Origin of the sequence: Promicromonospora alba (assembly GCF_042654905.1) — a bacterium.
GTDB lineage: Bacteria > Actinomycetota > Actinomycetes > Actinomycetales > Cellulomonadaceae > Promicromonospora > Promicromonospora alba.
The window spans coordinates 661,634-683,132 of record NZ_JBHSFI010000001.1 but is presented as its reverse complement, the minus strand read 5'-3'; the positions used below and the strand labels follow the sequence as shown (position 1 = coordinate 683,132).

19 protein-coding genes are annotated in these 21,499 nt (G+C 71.2%); 6 read left to right on the top strand and 13 right to left on the bottom strand.

From position 1 onward, the window contains the following. Positions 1–251: 251 nt before the first annotated feature. The gene (locus tag ACFO6V_RS03195) at positions 252–1,154 is read right to left on the bottom strand and encodes an AraC family transcriptional regulator (RefSeq protein WP_377132109.1); all 903 of its coding nucleotides are present in this window, start codon (positions 1,152–1,154) and stop codon (positions 252–254) included. Positions 1,155–1,235: 81 nt separating this feature from the next. On the opposite strand from ACFO6V_RS03195, the gene ACFO6V_RS03190 reads away from it, so the two are divergent. Further along, on the top strand, positions 1,236–2,072 hold the full coding sequence (locus ACFO6V_RS03190) for an NAD(P)H-binding protein (protein WP_377132107.1): 837 nt from the start codon (positions 1,236–1,238) through the stop codon (positions 2,070–2,072). Positions 2,073–2,116: 44 nt separating this feature from the next. Here the strand turns inward: ACFO6V_RS03190 and ACFO6V_RS03185 are convergent, their stop codons facing one another. Beyond that, complete coding sequence (locus tag ACFO6V_RS03185) at positions 2,117–2,635, bottom strand: mycothiol transferase (protein WP_377132105.1); 519 nt, start codon at positions 2,633–2,635, stop codon at positions 2,117–2,119. A gap of 73 nt (positions 2,636–2,708) precedes the next feature. Further along, positions 2,709–3,344, bottom strand: coding sequence for a TetR/AcrR family transcriptional regulator (locus ACFO6V_RS03180; protein ID WP_377132103.1), 636 nt, complete (start codon positions 3,342–3,344; stop codon positions 2,709–2,711). A gap of 186 nt (positions 3,345–3,530) precedes the next feature. On the opposite strand from ACFO6V_RS03180, the gene ACFO6V_RS03175 reads away from it, so the two are divergent. Next, entirely contained in the window at positions 3,531–4,757 is a 1,227-nt protein-coding gene (locus ACFO6V_RS03175) for a cytochrome P450 (RefSeq protein ID WP_377132101.1), read from the top strand. A gap of 27 nt (positions 4,758–4,784) precedes the next feature. Here ACFO6V_RS03175 and ACFO6V_RS03170 read toward each other — a convergent pair whose 3' ends face one another. The 3 genes from ACFO6V_RS03170 to ACFO6V_RS03160 all read right to left on the bottom strand — a co-directional run bounded on the left by ACFO6V_RS03170 (position 4,785) and on the right by ACFO6V_RS03160 (position 9,317). After that, positions 4,785–6,665 carry a PhoX family protein gene (locus ACFO6V_RS03170; RefSeq protein WP_377132099.1) on the bottom strand — a complete coding sequence of 627 codons (1,881 nt, stop codon included), beginning with the start codon at positions 6,663–6,665 and terminating at the stop codon, positions 4,785–4,787. Positions 6,666–6,867: 202 nt separating this feature from the next. Further along, a complete protein-coding gene (locus ACFO6V_RS03165; protein ID WP_377132097.1) occupies positions 6,868–7,905 on the bottom strand; it encodes an L-idonate 5-dehydrogenase in 1,038 nt (345 codons plus the stop codon). Next, the gene (locus ACFO6V_RS03160; protein ID WP_377132094.1) at positions 7,902–9,317 is read right to left on the bottom strand and encodes an MFS transporter; all 1,416 of its coding nucleotides are present in this window, start codon (positions 9,315–9,317) and stop codon (positions 7,902–7,904) included. Before ACFO6V_RS03160 ends, ACFO6V_RS03165 begins: the two co-directional genes overlap by 4 nt. Before the next feature lie 182 nt (positions 9,318–9,499). Between ACFO6V_RS03160 and ACFO6V_RS03155 the strand changes: the two genes are divergently transcribed. After that, positions 9,500–10,210: a GntR family transcriptional regulator gene (locus ACFO6V_RS03155; protein WP_377132091.1), complete on the top strand. Its 711-nt coding sequence runs from the start codon at positions 9,500–9,502 to the stop codon at positions 10,208–10,210. 288 nt (positions 10,211–10,498) lie between these two features. Here ACFO6V_RS03155 and ACFO6V_RS03150 read toward each other — a convergent pair whose 3' ends face one another. From ACFO6V_RS03150 to ACFO6V_RS03120, 7 genes are all read right to left on the bottom strand, one after another. After that, positions 10,499–12,367: an HNH endonuclease signature motif containing protein gene (locus ACFO6V_RS03150; protein ID WP_377132089.1), complete on the bottom strand. Its 1,869-nt coding sequence runs from the start codon at positions 12,365–12,367 to the stop codon at positions 10,499–10,501. 283 nt (positions 12,368–12,650) lie between these two features. Next, on the bottom strand, positions 12,651–13,412 hold the full coding sequence (locus tag ACFO6V_RS03145) for an ABC transporter permease (RefSeq protein ID WP_377132087.1): 762 nt from the start codon (positions 13,410–13,412) through the stop codon (positions 12,651–12,653). Positions 13,413–13,423: 11 nt separating this feature from the next. Further along, the gene (locus ACFO6V_RS03140) at positions 13,424–14,272 is read right to left on the bottom strand and encodes an ABC transporter ATP-binding protein (RefSeq protein WP_377132084.1); all 849 of its coding nucleotides are present in this window, start codon (positions 14,270–14,272) and stop codon (positions 13,424–13,426) included. A 154-nt stretch (positions 14,273–14,426) separates the two neighbouring features. Beyond that, the gene (locus ACFO6V_RS03135) at positions 14,427–15,269 is read right to left on the bottom strand and encodes a DUF4097 family beta strand repeat-containing protein (RefSeq protein ID WP_377132082.1); all 843 of its coding nucleotides are present in this window, start codon (positions 15,267–15,269) and stop codon (positions 14,427–14,429) included. A gap of 89 nt (positions 15,270–15,358) precedes the next feature. Beyond that, a complete protein-coding gene (locus ACFO6V_RS03130; RefSeq protein ID WP_377132079.1) occupies positions 15,359–15,916 on the bottom strand; it encodes a histidine kinase in 558 nt (185 codons plus the stop codon). A 117-nt stretch (positions 15,917–16,033) separates the two neighbouring features. Further along, positions 16,034–16,750: a response regulator transcription factor gene (locus ACFO6V_RS03125; protein WP_377132077.1), complete on the bottom strand. Its 717-nt coding sequence runs from the start codon at positions 16,748–16,750 to the stop codon at positions 16,034–16,036. Further along, positions 16,747–17,937 carry a sensor histidine kinase gene (locus ACFO6V_RS03120; RefSeq protein WP_377132074.1) on the bottom strand — a complete coding sequence of 397 codons (1,191 nt, stop codon included), beginning with the start codon at positions 17,935–17,937 and terminating at the stop codon, positions 16,747–16,749. The genes ACFO6V_RS03125 and ACFO6V_RS03120 overlap by 4 nt, the downstream gene beginning before the upstream one ends. Positions 17,938–18,105: 168 nt before the next feature. Between ACFO6V_RS03120 and ACFO6V_RS03115 the strand changes: the two genes are divergently transcribed. The 3 genes from ACFO6V_RS03115 to ACFO6V_RS03105 all read left to right on the top strand — a co-directional run bounded on the left by ACFO6V_RS03115 (position 18,106) and on the right by ACFO6V_RS03105 (position 21,422). Next, positions 18,106–18,801, top strand: coding sequence for an ABC transporter ATP-binding protein (locus ACFO6V_RS03115; RefSeq protein ID WP_377132072.1), 696 nt, complete (start codon positions 18,106–18,108; stop codon positions 18,799–18,801). Then, entirely contained in the window at positions 18,798–20,081 is a 1,284-nt protein-coding gene (locus ACFO6V_RS03110; protein ID WP_377132070.1) for an ABC transporter permease, read from the top strand. Before ACFO6V_RS03115 ends, ACFO6V_RS03110 begins: the two co-directional genes overlap by 4 nt. Positions 20,082–20,231: 150 nt before the next feature. After that, positions 20,232–21,422 (top strand): zinc-dependent alcohol dehydrogenase, encoded by a 1,191-nt coding sequence (locus tag ACFO6V_RS03105; protein WP_377132068.1) that lies wholly within the window; start codon positions 20,232–20,234, stop codon positions 21,420–21,422. Positions 21,423–21,499: the final 77 nt, after the last annotated feature.

Below are 21,499 nucleotides of genomic sequence, written 5' to 3'. Positions count from 1 at the left end.
TCGATGCCGGGCACGCGTGCGGCGACCGAGCGTACGACGTTGGAGCGATGCACCATCCAGTCGTCGATCTGCAGTGCGCGTGCCGCCGTCATCTCGGATGCCCCCTTCCGATCCGCGATAATTCCACCGCGATCGGGAGGACGCACGACGAATCACACGATGTGCGTCAACGCACTGATTGGCCGGTAAGCGGCGATTCCTGCCGCCCGGGGAGCCTGCCGGGCCCAGGGCCCGGCAGGCTCCCCGGGACGTCAGGGCGCGGCAGCCGTCGTCTGCGCGCGGTACTCGCTGGGGCTGATGCCGCGCTCGCGCTTGAACGCCGCGCTGAGGGCGAACGCGCTGGAGAAGCCGACGCGGCGGGAGACGGCGGCGAGGGTCGCGCCGGGCTCGCGCAGCAGGTCGGCCGCGAGCGCGAGGCGCCGTTCCCGGAGGTAGGTCATCGGCGGCCGGCCCACCAGGGCGGTGAAGCGGCGGGCGAGCGCGGCGCGGGACGTGTTCGTCCGCGCGGCCAGCGTCGCCACGGTCCACGGCTGGCCGGGGCCGGCGTCGAGCAGCCGCAGGGCCTGCCCGACCACCGGATCGCCGTGAGCCTGGTACCAGGCCGGCAGCGGTGCGCCGGGGCGGTTGAACCAGGCGTGCAGAGCGGCGATGAGCATCAGGTCGAGCGTGCGATCGAGCAGGGTCTGTTGTCCCGGCTCGGCGGTGGAGAGATCGTCCAGGATGGTCGGGCTGACCGGGCAGGACCCTTCGTCCGCGCGGACGATCGCGAGTGTCGGAAGTGCCGCGACGAGCGGGCCCGGCACGCCGTCGCGCATCGTGTACCGGCCGCTGAACAGGAGGGTCGTGACGGCGGTGGCCCCGGCAACCGGGACAACCGGCGCAGTCGGCTGGTAGTCGTCGTCCGTTACTACGTAGGGCGCGCCGCCGGTCAGCACCGCGATGTCGCCGGGACCGAGCCGCGCGGCGTCGCCACCCTGCGGGAGCACCAGCGCCGGGCCGTGCAGAGCGCCGATCAGCGCCAGCGGAGAGCCGCCGTCGAAATCCTGCTCCCAGGAGCCGGTACGCGCCGACTGATGGAAGACCGCCCCGCGAGTGCGGACCCCGTTGAGCATCTCCGCTATCGGGTCGGCACTGGCCGGAGTGAGCGCCTCCATGCTCGCCAGCGTAGACGAATGAGTATGCGGGCGAGCCTGCTCGCCATGTCCGCCGTCGTCCGCGCCGGATTGACTGGAGGCATGAGCGACGAACTGATCCTGGTCACCGGTGCGACGGGCAAGACGGGACGGCGGGTGGTGCGGCTGCTCCGGGAGCGGGGCATCCCCGTGCGGGCGGGTTCGCGCTCCGGCAGCATCCGGTTCGACTGGGACGACCCGGCGACCTGGGAGCCGGCGCTGCGCGGCGTGACGGCGACGTACCTGGTCGTCCCGACGCTCGGCGCCCCGCAGGCGACCGAGGCGGTGGCGGCGTTCGCCCGGCAGGCGGCCGGCCTGGGTGTCCGGCGTGCGGTGCTCGTGTCGCTTCCTGCGGAAGGGACCGCCGATCACGGTCCGGTCGCGGCGGCCGAGCGGGCACTCGGTGAGGCGGGGCTGGAGTGGACGGCGCTGCGGCTGCGCTGGTTCTTCCAGAACTTCAGCGAGGACTTCCTGCGTGACCCGGTCCTGGGCGGCGAGGTCCGGCTCCCCGCCGGGGAGGCCCTGGAGGCGTTCGTCGACGCCGACGACATCGCCGAGGTGGCGGTCGCCGCGCTGACCGGCAGCGGGCACGACGGCAAGGTGTACGAGCTGACCGGCCCGCGCCTGCTGACTTTCCACGACACGGTGGCGGCGATCGCCGAGGCGACCGGCCGCGACGTCCGCTACGTGCCGCTGACCGCCGAGGAGTACGCGGACGAGCAGCGCGCGCTCGGCGTACCGGAGGAGTGGGTGCAGGTCTCGGACGGCTTCTACGCGCAGTTCCGTGCCGGCAACCTGGCCTCGGTCAGCGACGACGTCGAGCGGGTGCTCGGCCGCCCGCCCCGCGACTTCGCGGACTTCGTCAAGGCCGCTGCGGCCGACGGCGCCTGGTCCGCCTGAGCGGGCGGTCCGAATGAGCGGCCCGGGGGATCGCCGCCCGCCGGTCACCGCACGCGTCGGCGCAGCACGACACCACGGAGGAGGCCCGCCTGGCCGGCGTGCTGCATGTCGTCGTTGATCACGCTGACGAGCCGGACGCCGAGGGTGACCGGCGGGTCCCACGACTCGTCGATCACCCGGTCGAGGTCGTCGTCGGACAGGGTGCTCAGGTACCGCAGCGTGCGCTCGTGCACCGCGTCGTGGTAACCCGTGAGCAGGTCGCCCGACGGGACGCGGACGGCGGAGACCGCGTCGGCGTCGTGCCCGTACCCGGTCTCCTCGGCCGGGAAGGGCAGCCCGAAGCGGCGGTCCCATCCGTCGTCCGACCAGACCTGGCTGGTGCCCGCCGCGTCCGCGACGTGGTCGTCCTGGACCCGGGTCAGGTGCCAGACGAGCCAGGTGATCGAGTTCGTGTCCTCGTCGAGGCGAAACGCGAGCTCCTCGCCCGACAGTCCGCGGACCGAGCTGTGCACCGTCTCCTTGATCCGGCCGAACGCATCTACGAGCAGGTCAGTACCGCGCATGACGATCGTTCCTCTCGAGCTCGACGTCTCGTTCCAGGGCCACGATGCCACGACCGGCTGGTTGGTCGCGGTGTCAGCGCAGCGGGTCCATCGGATCAGGAGTGAGCGGCTTGCCGGGCAGCGTCGAGCCCGACCCGGTCCGTAGCCCGTCCAGGGTCAGGGCCAGCATCCGGGCGTGCACGGTGTCCGGCAACGCTCCGGCGGAGGCCCGCAGCCCGCTGATCACGAGGGTGATCAGGATGACGATGTCACCGGTGTCGACGTCCGGCCGGAGCGTTCCCGCCTGCTGTCCGGCGCGGACCAGGCCGTTGATCACGGACAGCAGCTCCTGGGCGGTCGCGAACGCCCGGGGGTCGTCCAGGATGACTGTCCGGATGGCCGGCGACAGTACCGTGGAGCGCAGGGTGAACCAGAGGTCCGGCAGGTTCTCGAGCACACGGAGGAACGACTCCCAGCCTTGCCCGCCGTCGGCCTGGGCTCGGTTCGCGTGCGTCAGCAGGACGGCCAGGCTCTCGCGCGCGACCTCCCGGACCAGCGCTTCGCGGTCAGGAAATCGGCGGTAGAGCGTACCGACGCCGACGCCTGCCCGACGGGCGATCTCCTCCATCGGGACGTCAGCACCCCGCTCGGCGAACAGGGTCTTGGCTGCCGCGACGATCTGGTCGCGGTTGCGGCGCGCGTCGCTCCGAAGCGTCTGCGGCTCCGTCATCGCGTCACGCACCTTCGTTCTCGGGGTCGGCTCCAACTATCTCATTCGGCTCGTCCCGTCTCGTTCGACGGCCCACGCCGAAGGCACACGGCCGACACTGGAAGTGGACGGAAGGTCTCCGGTTTGTTAGCGTCCGAGTAACCGGAGGGAATCCTTCCGGATCGGGCCAGTCAAGGGAGCCGAACCGTGACCGCAGAAGCGCTACCCACATTCCCCATCGGACGTACCTGCCCCTACGCCCCGCGCACGGAACACGTCCGGCTCCAGGAGGAGGAGCCTGTCCGCAAGGTCACGCTGCCCTCGGAGAGCGACGCCTGGGTCGTCGCCGGTTTCGACGACGTGCGCACGGTGCTGTCGGACGCGCGCTTCAGCGCCGACCGGGAGCGACCCGGCTTCCCCCGGATCGGCTCCCGGGACCTGGAACCCGCCGAACGGCCCGCTTCGCCGTTCCCCAAGATGATGCTCTCCATGGACGCGCCGGAGCACGGCCCCGCCCGCCGTGCGGTCCTCGGCGAGTTCACCCATCGCCGTCTGACCGCGCTCGAGCCGCGCATCCAGGAGATCGTCGACGAGCACATCGGCGCGATGCTCGCGGGGCCGCGCCCGGTCGACCTGATCCACGCCCTGGCGCTGCCGGTCCCGTCGCTGGTGATCTGCGAGCTGCTCGGCGTGCCGTACGAGGACCACGACTTCTTCCAGGAGCGCTCGGCGCTGATCGTGAAGCAGAACGACGAACCCGAGGACGCCGCCAACGCCCAGCGGGCCATGCAGGAGCTCGCGGGCTACCTCGACGGGCTGCTGCGAGCCAAGGAGGAGACTCCCGCCGACGACCTGCTGGGCCGCCAGATCCTCCGGCAGCGCGAGGCGAACGGCGCCGTCGACCGTGCGGAGCTGGTCGGCCTGTCCTTCCTGCTGCTGGTCGCCGGGCACGAGACCACGGCGAACATGATCGGGCTGGGCGTGCTCGAGCTGAGCCAGAACACGGAGGCGCGCGAGGCGATCCGGCAGGACCCGGACAAGACCCTGTCCGCCGTCGACGAGATGCTGCGCTACTTCACCATCGCCGAGCCCGTGCTCGCACGGACCGTCACGGAGGACGTCGAGCTGGGCGGCCGGCTCCTCAAGGCCGGAGACGGCGTCCTGACCCTCTCGCACGTGGCCAACCGCGACCCGAAGGTGTTCGAGGACCCCGACACGTTCGACGTCGAACGCGGCGGACGCCGTCACCTGGCTTTCGGCTACGGCGCCCACCAGTGCCTCGGCCAGAACCTTGCCCGGCTGGAGCTGCAGGTCGTCGTCGACACCCTGCTGCGCCGTATCCCCGACATCCGGCCGGCCGTGCCCGTCGAGGACCTGAGGTTCAAGGACGACGCGATCGTCTACGGCCTTCGGGAGCTCCCGGTCACCTGGTAGCCGTCACCGGGAGCTCGCCCGACAGCGTTACGCGCCGACCACCCCGCCGTCCTCCCGGGTGATGACGATCGTGGCGGACCGCGGGCGGCCGGTCGGGCTGTAGTCGGGCCAGCTCGAGCTGGCGCGCGGGTTCTCCGGAGTTCCCGTGTCGCCGGGGTGCTGGATGTTGACGAACAGCGACCGTCCGTCCGGGGTGGCGGTGATGCCGGTGATCTCGCAGCGCGGCGGACCGACCAGGAACCGGCGGATGTCGCCCCGGCGTGTGTCGGCCACCAGCATCTGGTTGTTCTGGTTGGCGCCGTCGACCTGCGGCTGGGTGCCGTCGGTCAGGATCCAGAGCCGGCCCACGGCGTCGAACCAGAGGCCGTCGGGGGAGCCGAACGCCTGGTCCGGCGGGACGGTGGCGCCGCTGGCCTCGTCGCCGGCGAGCAGGAAGATGTCCCAGTCGAACCGCACCGCGCTCGGGTTGCCGTTCTCGTCGATCTTCATGATGTGCCCGAACCGGTTGTTCAGCCGCGGGTTCGCCGCGTCCACGGTCTCGGTGCGCGCGGTGTTGTTCGTGCAGGTGAAGTAGACCGCGCCTGTGCCCGGCTGCACCGTGCACCACTCCGGCCGGTCCATCGGCGTCGCGCCGACGGCGTCGGCCGCGAGGCGCGTGTGGATCAGCACCTCGGCCTGGTCCGCGAAGCCGTCCGCCACCGTCAGCCCCGGCTCGCCGTGCACCAGGGGGAGCCACCGGCCGGAGCCGTCCTCGTCGAACCGGGCGACGTACAGCGTGCCCTCGTCGAGCGGGCTGCGCCCGGCCCGGCGCGTCTTGGCGATCGGCTCCGCGCCCACGAACTTGTAGAAGTAGTCGAACTGCGTGTCGTCGCCCATGTACACGACGGCCTCACCGCGGCGCCCCCGGACGACCACGGCGTTCTCGTGCTCCATGCGGCCCAGCGCGGTGCGCTTCTTCGGCGTCGACTCCGGGTCGAACGGGTCGACCTCCACCACCCAGCCGAACCGGTTGAACTCGTTGGGCTCGGTCCGCATGTCGAACCGGCTCTCGGTGGTGTGCCAGGGGTACGGGCTCTCCGAGCCGATGCCGTAGCGCTCCTCGACCGACCCGGCGGGCGGCGGCTGCTCGCCGTAGTAGAAGTACTTGTTGATCGTCTCCTCGCAGGTCAGGTACGTGTCCCACGGGGTGGGGCCGCTGGCGCAGTTGTTCAGCGTCCCGAGCACTCGCACGCCCTCGGGGTCCGCACTCGTGCGCATCAGGGAGTGCTTGGCCGCGGGGCCGGTGATCTCGATCGGCGTCGTCATGGTGATCCGGCGGGCGAACCTCGACTCGGCGACCTGCCAGCCGCCGTCGCGGTCCTCCTCGACCTGGATGACCGAGACGCCGTGGGCCGCCATCGACTTGGCGGTCTTCTCGGGCGACCAGGCCGCCCGGCCGTCCGTGTGCAGCAGGTTCTCGGTGGTGGCCTCGTGGTTGACGCAGAGCAGGCCGGAGCGGCGGTCCCGGAGCGGGAAGAACCACATGCCGTCGTGGTGGTCCCCGGCCTGCCGGGCCTGGTCTTCGGCAGTGTTGCTCGCGTCCTCGGCGAATGCCGGACCCGAGGGGACGATCGGGTGGCCCCACGGGTAGAGCACCTGGTAGCGGTAGCCGGGCGGCAGGACGACGGCGTCGGCCGTGCTGGGCGCGACGGCGGGGAAACCGAGCAAGGGCCGCCCGCCGCCGTGCCCACCGCCGTGCCCACCTGCGTGGCCCGTGCTCTCCAGGACGCCGGCCGCGGCGTCCGGTGCAGGGGCCCCGAAGAACGCCGCGGCGGCGGCGGCCAGGCCGCCCGCCATCGCGGTCCGGCGGGACAGGCGGAGCTCTGCGAGCTCGGAGATCGACGGCGGACGGGACATGTCGGCGTTCACTGAGGGCTCCAACCTTGGGGCGCGGACCGCTGGGCGGCCGGGACGCGTGCCACGGTAGGTAGCCGAGATGGCCGGGTTCCCACACCCATGTGAACGACGGCGAAAGACGCTCCGGGCGCAGGTCAGACCTGGGTGCGGGGCAGGCTCGACCTGCACTCGGAGCCTGACCCGCACTCGGAGGCTGTGCCTCCACACATCGGGCTCAGCCCTTGGACAGTCGGATCAGCACCTTGCTGCTGTCCGGGCCGGCGGCAGCGGCCAGCGCCTCGCCCGCCTGCTCGATGCCGAAGCGGTGCGTGACCACCGGGGACACGTCGAGCCCGTCACGCAGGGCGGCGAGGGCGTCGCCGATCTCCTCGACGAACCGGTAGGCCCCGACCCACGTGATCTCGCGGGTGACGAGGTCGCCGAGGGCAGCTGGGGCAGGCGTGCCGGGCAGGTTGCCGACCTGGACGAGGGTGCCGCCGCGCGCGGTGGCCCGCAGCACCCCGCCCAGGGCGGCCGGCGCGCCGGAGGCCTCGAAGACGAGCTCGCAGTCCTCGGGCAGCCGGTCCCCGGAACCGATGTCCAGGACTCGGTCGGCGCCCAGATCCTTGGCCACGGCCAGCGACGACGCGGAGAGGTCGGCCGCGGTGACCGACGTCGCGCCCGCGTGCCTCGCGGCCGCGACGACAAGGCAGCCGATGGGTCCCGCTCCGTTGACGAGCACGTCACGCCCACGGACACCCGCGCCGATCCGGCCCGCGCGGTTCACCGCGTGCATCGCCACGGCCAGCGGCTCGGCGAGGGCGCCCTGCTCGGTGCTCACGCCGTCGGGCAGCCGCCGCAGCTGCTCGGCCCGGACCGCCCGCAGCTCGCTGAACCCGCCGTCGGTGTGCGGGTGGAAGGCCGCCGAACCGAAGTACCGCACCTGCGAGTGCAGGTTGGTCCGACCTCCCAGCCGTTGTGGCAGGACGGAACCGTCGGCGGCCTGCGCGGGATGCACGGTGACCGGTACGCCGGGCTCCCAGCCGGTGACGCCGGGCCCGCTCGCGACCACCCGGCCGGCCACCTCGTGGCCGAGGACCAGGGGGCCGCGCAGGACGGCGGTGCCGGAGGCGCCGTTCTTCCAGTAGGACACGTCCGACCCGCAGACCCCGCCCCACTCCATGGCGACGACCACCTCGCCGGGCCCGGCGACGGGGTCGGGGCGCTCCTCGACCCGCAGGTCGCCGGCGCCGTGGACGACTACCGCCCTCATACGGCGTCCTCCAGCCGGACCAGGTCGCGGCCACGGGTCTCGGGGGCGAGCCGGGCGGCCACCAGGGTGATGAGGGAGTAGACGATGAGCATCGCGGCGATCGGCCACCAGCTGCCGGTGGCCGCGGTGAGCGACGCGGCGATGACCGGGCCGATGGCGGTGGCGAGGATGCCGCCGATCTCCTTGGAGAGGGCCAGCTGCGTGAACCGGGTCCGTGCGCCGAACAGCTCGGCCATGGTCACGCTCTCCAGTGCGAACAGGCCGAGGACGCCGAGGTTCAGCCCGGCGATCATGCCGAGCATCAGGCCCGTGGTGGTGCCGCTGGTGATCAGCAGCATCATCGGGAAGGCGAGCGCGATGGTGATCAGGGACAGCGCGGTGTACATCGAGCGTCGGCCGAACCGGTCGCCGAGCATGCCGATCAGGGGCACCGTCGCGAAGCCGATGATGGAGCCCCACATGATGGCCTCGGTGGCCAGCGCGCGGTCCATCGCGAGCGTGGTGGCGACGTAGCCGACCAGGAAGGTCTGCACCAGCCCGGAGTTGCCGGCCTGGCCGAACCGCAGGGCCAGCGCCAGGAAGAACGCCTTGCCCTTGCGCTGCTTGAGGGCTGCCTGGAGCACCGGCTCGGCGGTGGCGGTCTTGGCCTCGTCGCGGGAGCGCTCGTCATTGCGGGAGAGCTCGTCGCGGGAGAGGGCGACGCCGTCCACGACGTCGGCGCGGGCCTCGAAGACCGGGCTCTCCTTGACGTTGGTGCGGATCCAGACGGCGAAGATCATGAGCACGAAGCTGAGCAGGAACGGCAGCCGCCAGCCCCAGCTGAGCAGCTGCTCCTCGCTGAGCACGGCCAGCAGCAGCGCCCACAGGGCCGATGCCGCCAGGGTGCCGGAGTTGGTGCCGAGCGAGACCAGCGAGGCGACGAGGCCGCGACGTCGGACGGGCGCGTACTCGGCGAGCAGCACGGTGGCGCCCGCGATCTCGGCGCCCGCGCCGAAGCCCTGGACCAGCCGCAGCACGACGAGCAGGATCGGTGCCAGGATGCCGACCATCTGGTACGTGGGCAGGACGCCGATCAGGGTCGTGGACACGCCCATGAGCGCGACGGTGATGAACAGGACCTTGCGGCGGCCGAGCCGGTCACCCATGCGGCCGAAGTAGATGGCGCCCGCGAGCCGCGCCACGTAGCCGACACCGTAGGTGGCCATCGCGGCGATCAGGCCGATCGCGGGGCTGACGTCGGGGAAGAAGATCTGGTTGAACACGATCGCCGCCGCCAGCGAGTACAGCTGGAAGTCCATGAACTCCATGGCCGTGCCGAGCCAGCCGGAGACGGCGGCCTTGGTGAGGTCCTTGGTCGACCGGGTGACGGTCTTGTCCGAGGGAGTACCCGACGGGGTACCTGGTGGGGTCATAGCTGTTTCCGCCATTGGAAGAGTGCTCCTTGCCTTCTTTGACTTGCCTTCTTGACTGACGTCGCTGTCTGGAATGCCGGTCAACTGATGTGTGGCAGTTCTTGTATGTAAGCAGCGTCGACAAGGAGGTGTCAACTGTCAGTGGTGTGGAAGCGCGCCGCCTCTCGCCTAGACTCGCGGGTATGAGGGAAGCCTCGAACCGGTCCAACAGGCGAGTCGTCTACGAGACGCTGCGCCGCAAGGTGCTCACCCTCGAGCTGCCGCCGGGCGCCTCCCTGTCGGAGAACGAGCTCGCGGCGTCCCTCGGCGTCAGCCGGACGCCCGTGCGCGAGAGCCTGATTCTCCTCGGCGAGGAAGGCCTGGTCAGGGTGTTCCCCAAGGTTGGGTCCTTCGTGTCCCGGGTGGACGCCGAACGCGTGGCGGACGCGCAATTCCTCCGCGAGGCGGTCGAGCTCGCCGCGTTCGACGACATCCCGGAGACCCTCGACCCGGACCTGGTCGCCGAGCTGCGCGCCAACCTGGAGCAGCAGCGGGAGGCACGCCACGACCTCGAGAAGTTCTTCGAGCTGGACGAGGCGTTCCACCACGGGCTCCTGCGCCTCAGCGGGCACGGCAGGGCATGGTCGACGGTCGTCGCCGCCAAGGGCCACCTGGACCGCGCGCGCCGCCTCGGCCTGCAGGAGACGAACGGCATGGGCCGCTTCGTCGACGAGCATCACTCCATTCTCGACGCGGTGGTCGCCGGCGACATCTCCAGCGCCCGCGACAGCCTCCGGGGGCACCTCCGTGCCGTCTTCGCCGACATCGAGAAGACCCGGCAGCGCTCGCCGGAACTCTTCGCCGCGGACGACGGGTCCGTCCCGGTGCGCCGGAGCATCGCCGTCTGGGAGTAGTTGCCCGCAGCCAGGCTGCGGAGGCGTCTGGCGGTGGCGACAGGGATCCACGCGGGTTCGTGCGGCATGGCGGCGGCCGTGAGGTTGGTTCGCATTGCTTCGTGATTGGCGCGGCGTGGCGTGCGTCTACTGCTCCGGGCCCTGGTGCCCGTGGGCGGACGGGCGAGTGCGCGCGTGGGCGTGCCGGGCCGTTCGGCCTGGTGTTCGGCTGAGAGCGGCCGGCCAGATGGATCTGTCCGGCCTGCCGACTCGCCTGGGTCAGGGCGCCTTGGTCTACGGGGTTACCGGTCAGGAGGCTTCGGCGGCTGGTGGTGGGGCCTCGGTGGCTTCAGGGAGGCGGATGCGGTGCCCACGGGCGTCGGTGAACGCCCACCCTGTTTCGAGCAGGGCGCCGGCCGTGGTGTTCGTGGTGGGCTTGCCGGTCCAGTGCATGGTGATGCCGCGGGTGTCGACGAGCTGGTGGTGGTGCCAGCACAGCAACGCACTGTTGGTCACTGAGGTGTTGCCGCCGTCGGCCCAGTGGGTCAGGGCGTGGTGGACCTCGCACCGTGAGGGTGGTTGGTCGCATCCGGGGTAGACGCAGTGCTGGTCTCTTGCGATGACGGCGCGGCGCATCTGCCCCGACACGGTGCGCTGCGCACGTCCGACGTCCAGGACGGCGCCGTCGGGGCCGAACACGATCCGGGTGACCGCGCTGTGGCACGCCAGGCGGCGGATCAGCGCTCGTGGGGCACGAGCGCCGGTCTCGGTGAACACCGGGCCACCGGAGGACAAGAACCCGGACAGTGGCGTATCCGTGGCGGTCCAGCCACCCGGGCCTCCACCCGGGCCTCCACCCGGACCTCCTATCTGACTTCCGGTCGGGCTTCCGGTCGGGCTTTCGGCCGTTGGGCCGGTGGGCAACGCACCTGCACCTGCACCGACATCCGGACCCGTGCTGGTGGCGGTGCGGGTGGTGCCAGCGCCGCTGCCAGCGCCGCTGCTGGTGCCAGCGCCACTGCCGGTGCCGGTGCCAGTGGTGGTGCTGGTGCTGGTGCCCAAGACGCTCGGGCCCGCGCCGAAGCGGGTGCCGCGCCCTGGTGCGGTCTGTCCGCAGGTCAGGCACAGGCCGTCCCGGGTGCGGGTGACCTGGGTGACGAACTCGTCCCAGGACACCGTGACGTTCAGGTGCGGTGCGATCGCCGCACCCGGGGAGGCCTGGTTCGTGTCCAGCACCACCCGGGCCACATCCGCGAGGCCTTGCGCGCGACGCTGAGTCGTGGTCCGGGTGTCTTCCGCCGACGGGGCGCCCAGGACCGCGTTGATCGCGGTCGTCAGCTGCAGGCCGTGCTCGTCGGTGAGGAACCCGGCCACGTGATACCCGCCGAACGTCTTGGCCAGATCGAAGAACTCACCGTGGGCGGCCTTGTCATCGTCCACATCGTCGGTATCGGGGTCGGTCACAGTCGCGAACCGGCGGGCGACCTTCCGGAACTGGTCCGCGTTCAGGACATTGGCTTCGCGCAGGACCAGGGCTTCACCGGTGACCAAGGTCCCCTCCGTGATCGCGCCCTCCAGGACCTGCGTGACCAGCTCACGGGTGCGTGCCCCGTCGGGGTCCTCGGTGGGGTCGGGGAAGTCGACCGCAACGGTCTGGACGAACTGTTCCGGGGTGGTGGTGTGCCCGGTGCGGGTATCGATCAACCAGGCCAACGCATCCGTACGCGTTTCGCTGGTGGGCGCGACCTCCGTCATCACCCTCGCGTGGTCCGCGCCCAGGGTTCCCGCGACCAGACGCTCCCGCGTCACGGGCAGCGCGGTCACCAGACGGCGCGCGATCGTCATGTCCTTACCCGCCGTCGACGCGGAGACTCCTTCGCGCAGGCGCAGCCAGGTCGTGAACGTCCGCGCCGTGCCACCCGAACGCCAGGAACCCTCATTCTCGATGCGGGGTAGCAGGGTGTACCGGACACCGTCCAGGCGTCCGGTCACCCGACGGACACGGGTGTGTGCCTCGACCAGGCGGCTGATGCTCGGCGCGTCCCAACCGGTCAGCGTCTCGGGGTCGGTCAGAGCAGTCAGCTCCGCGGTCGCCGCCTCGATCCGGGCCAGCACATCCTCGATCGACGCCGCAGCAGGCAGACCAGCAGCGGGACCACCGTTCGTCGTCCGATCCACCCTGCCCACCCCCGCCCGTCCCGATCGCTCGCCTCTAGTTCCTACTCCCTCACTGCCTCCATTATCTCGAACACTCGTGCGATCCGCTCGCCGGATCTCAAATCTGTGGATAACCCTTCACGCCGCCGCGATGCCCAATGGCAGTTCCGAAAGTCCCGCCGAGCTCAGGCCCATCGACCGATCTCCCGGCCAAGCGCACCCCACGTGCCGCAACACAACAGTCCCCGACCGCACGCCACCAGGTGTGCGGTCGAGGACCGGGTTGGAGCCCGTACCTACGCCGTCAAGAGATCTTGCGGCGGTACGCGGCGGTGGCCAGGACGAAGGCGACCGCCAGGATGCCGACGCACCACCCCAGCGCGACCCAGATGTCGGCACCCACCGGCTGCTGGGCCAGCAGGTCGCGGATCGTGTTGACGATGGAGGTGACGGGCTGGTTCTCGGCGAACCAGCGCACCGGGCCGGGCATGGTCTCGGTCGGGACGAAGGCCGAGCTGATGAAGGGCAGGAAGATCAGCGGGTAGGAGAAGGCGCTGGCGCCGTCGACGGTCTTGGCGGACAGGCCGGCGATGACGGCGAGCCAGGTCAGGGCCAGGGTGAAGAGGACCAGGATGCCCGCGACTCCCAGCCAGGCCAGTACCCCGGCCCCCGAGCGGAAGCCCATGAGCAGGGCTACCAGGACGACGAGGGCCACTGAGACGATGTTGGCGACCAGCGACGTCAGTACGTGGCCCCAGAGCACCGCCGAACGTGCGATCGGCATCGACTGGAACCGCTCGAAGATGCCGCCCTGCATGTCGAGGAACAGCCGGTAGGCGGTGTAGGCGATACCGGAGGCGACGGTGATGAGCAGGATGCCGGGCAGCAGGTAGTTCACATAGCTGCCGCTGCCTGTGTCGATCGCTCCGCCGAGCACGTAGACGAACATCAGCATCAGGGCGATCGGGGTGACGGCAGTGGTGATGATCGTGTCCGGGCTGCGGAGGATGTGGCTCAGGGATCGCCCGGTCAGGACGGCGGTGTCGCCGAAGAAGTGCTTGCTCATGGTCTCGTTCCTCACTTGTCCGTGCTGACAGGGCTGCTGACGGGGCTGCCGGCAGGGTCGCCGACGTTGCCCGCACCGGTGCCGGGAGCGCTGTCGCCGACGACGGCGAAGAACACGTCCTCCAGAGTGGGCTGCTTCTCGACGTACTCGACCTTCGCCGGGGGCAGCAGCGCCTTGAGCTCGGCGAGCGTGCCGTTGACGATGATGCGGCCCTCGTGCAGGATCGCTATCCGGTCGGCCAGCTGCTCGGCCTCGTCGAGGTACTGCGTGGTCAGCAGCACCGTCGTGCCGTTCCGGGCGAGCTCCTTGACGGCATCCCACACCTCGATGCGGGCCTGCGGGTCGAGGCCGGTGGTGGGCTCGTCGAGGAAGATGATCGGCGGGTTGCCGATCAGGCTCATCGAGATGTCCAGCCGGCGCCGCATGCCACCCGAATAGGTGCCGGCCTTGCGCCCGCCGGCCTCCGTGAGCGAGAACCGGGCCAGGAGGTCGTCCGCGATCTTGCCGGGGTTGGCCAGGTGCCGCAGCCTGGCGACCAGGACCAGGTTCTCCCGCCCGGTGAGGACCTCGTCGACCGCGGCGAACTGCCCGGTCAGGCTGATCGACTCGCGCACGTCGGCGGCCTGGGTCGCGACGTCGTACCCGTTCACGCTCGCAGTGCCGCCGTCGGCCTTGAGCAGGGTGGACAGGATCTTGATGGCGGTGGTCTTGCCCGCGCCGTTGGAGCCGAGCAGGGCGAAGATGCTGCCTCGTGCGACCTCGAAGTCCACGCCCTTCAGGACGTGCAGCTCCTTGTACGACTTCTCGACGTTCCGCACTCGGATCGCGGGCCCGCGGCTCCGCTCGGTGTTCGTGCTCATGTTCTTCCCTTTCTGGGAACGCTGGGGAACGGTTTTTGGGTAGGGGGTAGCCAGGAAGGTGGTTCGGGTTCTTTCTCGGGCCGACGACGCCGGTCCGGGCTTCAGGTCAGGCGGGGCCTACGCCCGGCCGGTGCGCAGAGAGGTTCAGCGAACCTCAGGGTCGCCGGACGATGACGTCGCCCCAGCCCGTGCTCGCGTGGATCTCCGCGGTGGCCTCGTTCTCGACGGGGCCGTCCGTGGGAGTGAGCTGGTTGCGGACGGTCCCGTGCTCCGAGGCGATGTCGAGCCAGGCGGCGGTGCCCTCGGGCACGTCGACCTCGATCGAGCCGTAGGACGTCGTCAGCGTGACGCTGCCCGACTCGACCCGGTCGACGCGGATGCCGGCATGCGCCGACTTCACGCTGAGCGTGCCGTGGACGCGGCCCACGGTGATCTCTGAGTGCGCCCCGACGACGTCCAGCGTTCCCGTCACGGAGCCCACGGTCGTCGTCCCGTTGCTGGCGCGGACGGTGCCCTCGCCGGAGAACTCTGTGATCCGGACGCCGCCGGCGCTCACCTTCATGGAGGTGGGCCCCGTGGCCCGGCCGACGACGACGGACCCGGCAGAGACCTTGAGGTCGAGGCGGGCTGCCTCGTCGATCCGGACGTCGCCGCCGTTCAGGGTCAGGTCGACCGTGCCGAGCCGACCCTCGGAGTAGAGGGAGCCGGCCTTGCCGCTGAGGTGCGAGCCGATCGGCAGCTCGATGGTGACCTTCGCGCCGCCGGCCGCGAACGGAAGGACGTACTGCTTCCAGGAGGACGGGTAGATGATCGTGACGGCGTCACCGTCACGCTGGACGCGGGTCTCCTCGGCGGCGCGCACCGAGCCCGACTTGGCCGGGTCGGCGGGCAGGACGGTCACGACGACGTCGTCGCGCTCGGAGGCGACCACGTGCAGGTTGCCGAAGGGCACGTCCACGACGACCGGGACGGGGCTGGGGGCGGGAAAAGTGGGCATGACGGCTCCAGGTGAGGACAAGGGCGGGGAAGTGAGGGAGCAGCGAGCGGGCTGCGAGGCGAGTGGTGTCGGAGTGGTGTCGCCGCGGGTCAGCGCACCCAGCCGGTGAGACGGTTACCGCTCGGCAACCCGGGGCCGGGCTGCGGGGCGGGGCGTCCGGTGGGCTGGTCGAGCGCTGCGGCGACCGCCCGCACCAGCCAGGTGTTGACCGAGACGCCGTCACGGGCGGCGGCCGCCTCGGCCTGCGTCTTGAGGTGGTCGGGTAGGCGCAGGGTGGTGCGCGTGGTGGCGCCCGCGTCGGCGTCGGCTGCGATGCCTGCCGGCCCGGCGGGGGTGGATGACGGCGCAGCCTGCTCGGCGACGGCGGTGGTGACGGCGGTGGGCACGGAGGTGGGAACGGTGGCCGCGGGTGCGGCGACGACGAACTCGGGCTCTCCGCCACGCAGCCGCACGTCGACCGAGCCGGGTGCGAGCTCGGCGGAGATCTCGCCGGCCGCGGCGGACAGGGCCTCGAGCAGGACGAGCCGTGCGGCGGCGTCGAGCGGGGCGGTCAGCCGGCCGGCGATCTCGCGCACCTCGTCCCCGCCCGCGGCGGCCGCGGTGGAGAGCTGGCGCTGCAGCTCGTCGACATATCTCGTGAGGTCCATGACCCCACTATGACACCACTCATGGTGTCAGTGCAAGGGCTGTGACGTCATCCATGACACCAAAGTGGCGCCGTATGGTGTCACGGGTTGGAAATCGCAGGTCAGGGACGGGAAACCTCAACGACCGCCCGGCTGGACGAGCCCATTCTCGTACGCGGCGATGACGAGCTGCGCGCGGTCGTGCGCGTTCAGCTTCGTCATGACCCGGTTCACATGCGTCTTGGCGGTGTGCGGCGAGATCGCCAGCAGCTCCGCGATATCGGCGTTCGAGCGCCCGGTGCCGACGAGCGCCAGCACCTCCGACTCGCGTTCGGTCAGCTCGTGCAGCGCCCGCGACGGCTCGCTGGTGTGCAGGCGCTCGGACCGCACGTACCTGTCGATCAGCGTCCGGGTGGCGACGGGGGACAGCAGGGCATCACCCCGGTGGACCGCCCGGATCGCGGCGGCGATGTCGTCCCGCTCCGCCCCCTTGCCGATGAAGCCGCTCGCCCCGGCGCGCAGCGCGCCGACTATGTACTCGTCCTCCTCGAACGTCGTCAGCACGAGCACCCGCACCGCCGCGAGGTCCGGGTCCGCGCAGATCTCGCGCGTCGCGGCGATGCCGTCCAGGCCGGGCATCCGGATGTCCATCAGCACGAGGTCCGGACGGCGCTCGCGGGCCAGCGCGATCGCCTCGTACCCGTCCGCCGCCTCCCCGGCGATGGCCAGGCCGTCGCTGTGCTTGATCAGGTCGGCGATCGCCGAGCGGATCAGCGCCTGGTCGTCGGCGATGAGCACGGAGATGTCCGCGTCGGCGGTGCCGGGATCGGAGACGGCGGGGCGGTCGGAGGTCACGGGCGGCTCACTTGTCCAGGGACGGGCAGGGATACAGGGGTGGGCAGGTCCGCGTCCAGCGCCCACGAGCCGACGCCGGCCCTGCCGTGGGTGAGCGTGCCGCGGACGGCCTCGACGCGCTCGCGCGCCCCGGTGAGGCCGTGCCCCGCGGCGGCGCCCGTGACCCGGGCGGGTACGGGGTTGACGACGGTCACGTGCAGCCGGTCCGGCAGGTACTCGAGCACGACGTGCGCACGGTGCTCGACGCCGTGCTTGTGGGCGTTGGTGAGCGCCTCCTGGATGACCCGCAGCGCGACGACGTCGACCGCGGCGGGCAGCTCGCGCGTCTCGCCGAGCCTGCGCACCGTGACGTCGAGGCCGTGGCCGCGGAACTGCCGCAGGATGTCGTCGAGCTGGGCCAGGCCGACCGGTACGGCGCCCGGCCCAGCGCCCGGCGAGCCGGGGTCGCGCAAGGTGGCGAGCAGGTCGCCGATCTGGGTGAGCACGGTCCGCGAGGCCTGGCGGATGACGGCGAGCGAGTGCTCGGCGTCGTCCGGCCGCTCGCGCAGGGCGGAGCCCGCGACGCCCGCGTGCAGGTTGATGACCGCGATCTGGTGCGCGACGGCGTCGTGCAGGTCGCGGGCGATCGCGAGCCGGTCCTCCGCGACGCGCTGGTTGGCGAGGGCCTCCCGCGTCGCCTCGGCGCGCTCCGCGCGTTCGGTGATCGCCATGAACTGCTCGTGCTGCACGCGGACGAGGTCGCCCAGCGCGCCGAACAGCAGGATGAGCAGCAGGTACTGCATGCCGCCGCGGCCGACGGCGACGGCGCCGGCGATCGCGACGACGACGGCGGCGGGAATGGTCAGCCACAGGGCCTGCCGCCGGGTCAGCGCGCGGCTCGCGGTGAACGTGGCGACCGCGGCGGCGAGGACGACGCCTGGGTTGAACAGCTCGAGCGGCACGGCGGCCCAGACGACGCCGACGGACGCCGCGACGGTGGTGACGGGCAGCCGGCGGCGGAGGAGGAGCAGCGCCGCGGACACCGCGGCGATGATCGCGAGATCGCTCTGCCAGTCCGGGGACTGGTCCTCGCGGACGGGGAGCGCGCTGGCGCAGACGACGGCGACCGTGGCGACCATATGGCCGACCCACGCGGGTGCGCGGTGGTGGAGCGGAGGGCCGAACAGCACGTCGTCGCCTCGTGGCATCTGCCAAGCATCCCGCACGCCTGCTTCCGGCGCGTCCCGCTCAGGGGGTATCCCCGAGTACCACCACGGCGGTACACGACAGTCACCGCAGGGCCGATTCGCGCGGGGGCGCCGTCGCCGAGAGTTGGTCACGTCAACAACTCCGGCACCACGAGAGAGGCGGCCGACGTGGTCTCCCCACTGCTCTCCGTCAGCAACCTGCACAAGACATACGGCTCCGGCTCGAACGCCTTCGAGGCGCTCAGGGGCCTGGACCTCGATATCGCCGAGGGCGAGTCCCTGGCGATCATCGGCAAGAGCGGTTCGGGCAAGTCGACGCTCATGCATCTGCTCGCGCTGCTCGACCGGCCGACGTCGGGCAGCATCACGCTCGACGGGACCGACACGTCGAAGCTCTCCGCCAAGCAGCTCAACCAGACCCGCAACAGCGCCTTCGGGTTCGTGTTCCAGCAGTTCTTCCTCAATGCCCAGGCCAGCGTGCTGGACAACGTGACCCTGCCGCTGAAGATCGCCGGCGTGGCCCGCCGCGAGCGCCTCGCCCGCGGGATGGCGGCCCTGGCGCAGCTCGAGCTCGACGACAAGGCCGACAACAAGGCGAACGACCTGTCCGGCGGTCAGAAGCAGCGCGTGGTCATCGCGCGGGCGCTGATCAACGAGCCGCGCGTGATCTTCGCCGACGAGCCGACCGGGAACCTGGACACCGCGACGGGCGCCGTCGTCGAGGACATCCTCTTCGACCTCAACCGCAGGCGGGGCATCAACCTGGTGGTCGTCACGCACGACGAGGACCTGGCGTCCCGCTGCGACCGCAGCATCTTCATCCGTGACGGCCTGATCGCCGCACGCGAGGCGGTGGCGGCATGAAGATCGTCGACGTCGTGGGCACCGCCTTCCGCAACGCCTTCCGCTCCCGCCTGCGCACCAGCCTGACGGTGCTGGCCATCTTCATCGGAGCCTTCACGCTGTCCCTGACCAACGGCCTGGGCACCGGCGTCAACCGGTACCTCGACGACACCGTCGCCTCCGTGGGGGTCGACGACGTCATGACGGTCACGAAGACGAACGAGGACGCGCCGACCGACGGCGGGCCCACCGAGTACGACCCCAACCAGATCGAGGCCGACGGCCCGCCCGGGACGACGACCACCGCCCTGACCGATGACGACATCGACACGATCGCGGACGTCGACGGCGTGCTCAGCGTCGACCCGACCAAGAGCGTCCTGGCGGACTACGTCCAGCACGACGACGGGACGAGGTACCAGCTCTCGATCTCCCAGTTCGTGCCGGGGATGGAGGTCGAGCTCGCGTCCGGCCAGCAGGTCGACCTCGACGCCGCCGACCCCGAGCTCGTGCTGCCCGAGAGCTATGTCGAGCCGCTGGGCCTGGGCTCCGACGCGGACGCCGTCGGGCAGACCGTCACCCTGGCGGTCACCGACGGCACCGGGAAGCAGGTGACGACGGACGCGACCGTCGTCGGCATCGCCGAACCCGGCGTGGTCACGATGAGCGGCGCGATCCCGAACGACGTCCTCACGGAGAAGCTCTACGACCTGCAGACGACGGGGGTGCCCGAGGCCGAGACGGCGCGCTACGCGCAGGCCTCCGTGTCGTTCGACGCCGCGGCGGGCGAGGAGGCGACCACCGCCCTGCAGGACCGCCTGGAGGACGCCGGCTACACCGCCAGCACCCTGGAGGACCAGCTCGGCGCGCTCACCTCCGTCATCGACGGCATAGTGCTCGTCCTGAACGGGTTCGCCGTGATCGCCCTGATCGCGGCAGGCATCGGGATCGTCAACACGCTGTTCATGGCCGTCCAGGAGCGCACCCGCGAGGTCGGGCTGATGAAGGCGATGGGCCTGTCCAGCGGCCGCGTCTTCTCGCTGTTCAGCATCGAGGCAGTGGTCATCGGCCTGATCGGCAGCGCGGTGGGCGTGCTCGGCGCGATCGGCGTCGGACAGCTCGTGAACAGCGTGGCCGGAGACCTCCTGGTGGACCTGCCGGGCCTGACGCTCGTCGCGTTCGACCCGGTGAGCGTGGCCACGGTCGTGCTGGGCGTCATGGTCATCGCGTTCCTCGCGGGCACCCTGCCGGCGCTGCGCGCGGCACGCCAGGACCCGATCTCGTCCCTCCGCTACGAGTAACCCCGACCACCCCGTTGAGTGCTGGGTATTTGTCGAGTCTGACCCCTCAGATCGACAGATACCCAGCACTCAGCGTGTGAGATGCGGGTGGGGGCGGCCGGTGTCAGCGTGGATGGGCCGGAATCCACGACACCGACCGAGGAGCGGACGATGAGAGCACTCACCTGGCAGGGCCGGGAGCACGTCAGCGTCGAGACGGTTCCCGACCCGCGGATCGAGGAGCCGAACGATGCGATAGTGCGCGTGACCTCGACGGCCATCTGCGGGTCCGACCTGCACCTGTACAGCGTGCTGGGCGTGTTCCTCGACTCCGGTGACGTGCTCGGGCACGAGGCGATGGGCGTCGTCGAGGAGGTCGGCCCGCTGGCGGGGAACCTCCGTGTCGGCGATCGCGTGGTGGTGCCGTTCGGGATCGCCTGCGGGCAGTGCTGGATGTGCACGCACGGCCTGCAGTCCCAGTGCGAGACCACGCAGGTCACCGCTGAGGACAGCGGGGCGGCGCTCTTCGGCTACACCAAGCTCTACGGGCAGGTGCCGGGCGGCCAGGCGGAGTACCTGAGGGTGCCGCAAGCCCAGTACGGTCCCGTCGTCGTGCCGGACGACGGCGCGCCCGACGAGCGGTACCTGTACCTCTCGGACGTGCTCCCCACGGCGTGGCAGGCCGTCGAGTACGCACAGGTGCCCGACGGCGGGTCGGTGGTCGTGCTCGGCCTCGGACCGATCGGCCAGATGGCCGCCCGCGTGGCCGCTCACCGCGGCGCCGGGCTCGTCGTCGGCGTCGACCTGGTGCCGGAGCGGCTGGCCATGGCGGCCAGGCACGGCGTCACGGTCCTCGACTCCGAGCGCGACGACGTCCTGGCCGCCGTCCGCGACCTCACCGAGGGACGCGGTCCCGACTCGGTGATCGACGCCGTCGGCATGGAGGCGCACGGCTCGCCGGTCGCCGAGACCATGCAGAAGGCCGTGGGCTTCCTGCCGGACGCCGTCAGCAAGCCGCTGATGCAGCGTGCGGGCACGGACCGGCTCGCCGCGCTGTACGCGGCCATCGACCTGGTGCGCAGGGGCGGCGTCATCTCCCTCTCCGGCGTGTACGGCGGCGTGCGGGACCCGCTGCCGATGCTGCGGCTGTTCGACAAGCAGGTGACGATCCGGCAGGGACAGGCGAACGTCCGGCGCTGGACCGACGAGCTGCTGCGGCTCGTGTCCGACCCCGCCGACCCGCTCGGTGTCCTTGACCTGCGGACGCACCGCTGGCCGCTGGAACGCGCCGCCGAGGCCTACGCCATGTTCCAGCGCAAGGACGACGGCTGCGTGAAGGTGGTGCTCGACCCGGCGGCCTGAGCGGCTCGGGTGACAGGACCGCCAGGCCTGTCCCTACCCTGGTCCGCTCGCTGCGCGTATGACACTCCACGCATAGC

Excerpts from the sequence above, each read along its gene's own strand:
- ACFO6V_RS03195 (WP_377132109.1), bottom strand. The coding sequence starts at position 1,154 with ATGGAGGCGCTCACTCCGGCCAGTGCCGACCCGATAGCGGAGATGCTC.
- ACFO6V_RS03190 (WP_377132107.1), top strand. The coding sequence starts at position 1,236 with ATGAGCGACGAACTGATCCTGGTCACCGGTGCGACGGGCAAGACGGGA.
- ACFO6V_RS03185 (WP_377132105.1), bottom strand. The coding sequence starts at position 2,635 with ATGCGCGGTACTGACCTGCTCGTAGATGCGTTCGGCCGGATCAAGGAG.
- ACFO6V_RS03180 (WP_377132103.1), bottom strand. The coding sequence starts at position 3,344 with ATGACGGAGCCGCAGACGCTTCGGAGCGACGCGCGCCGCAACCGCGAC.
- ACFO6V_RS03165 (WP_377132097.1), bottom strand. The coding sequence starts at position 7,905 with ATGAGGGCGGTAGTCGTCCACGGCGCCGGCGACCTGCGGGTCGAGGAG.
- ACFO6V_RS03160 (WP_377132094.1), bottom strand. The coding sequence starts at position 9,317 with ATGACCCCACCAGGTACCCCGTCGGGTACTCCCTCGGACAAGACCGTC.
- ACFO6V_RS03155 (WP_377132091.1), top strand. The coding sequence starts at position 9,500 with ATGAGGGAAGCCTCGAACCGGTCCAACAGGCGAGTCGTCTACGAGACG.
- ACFO6V_RS03145 (WP_377132087.1), bottom strand. The coding sequence starts at position 13,412 with ATGAGCAAGCACTTCTTCGGCGACACCGCCGTCCTGACCGGGCGATCC.
- ACFO6V_RS03140 (WP_377132084.1), bottom strand. The coding sequence starts at position 14,272 with ATGAGCACGAACACCGAGCGGAGCCGCGGGCCCGCGATCCGAGTGCGG.
- ACFO6V_RS03135 (WP_377132082.1), bottom strand. The coding sequence starts at position 15,269 with ATGCCCACTTTTCCCGCCCCCAGCCCCGTCCCGGTCGTCGTGGACGTG.
- ACFO6V_RS03130 (WP_377132079.1), bottom strand. The coding sequence starts at position 15,916 with ATGGACCTCACGAGATATGTCGACGAGCTGCAGCGCCAGCTCTCCACC.
- ACFO6V_RS03120 (WP_377132074.1), bottom strand. The coding sequence starts at position 17,937 with ATGCCACGAGGCGACGACGTGCTGTTCGGCCCTCCGCTCCACCACCGC.
- ACFO6V_RS03110 (WP_377132070.1), top strand. The coding sequence starts at position 18,798 with ATGAAGATCGTCGACGTCGTGGGCACCGCCTTCCGCAACGCCTTCCGC.
- ACFO6V_RS03105 (WP_377132068.1), top strand. The coding sequence starts at position 20,232 with ATGAGAGCACTCACCTGGCAGGGCCGGGAGCACGTCAGCGTCGAGACG.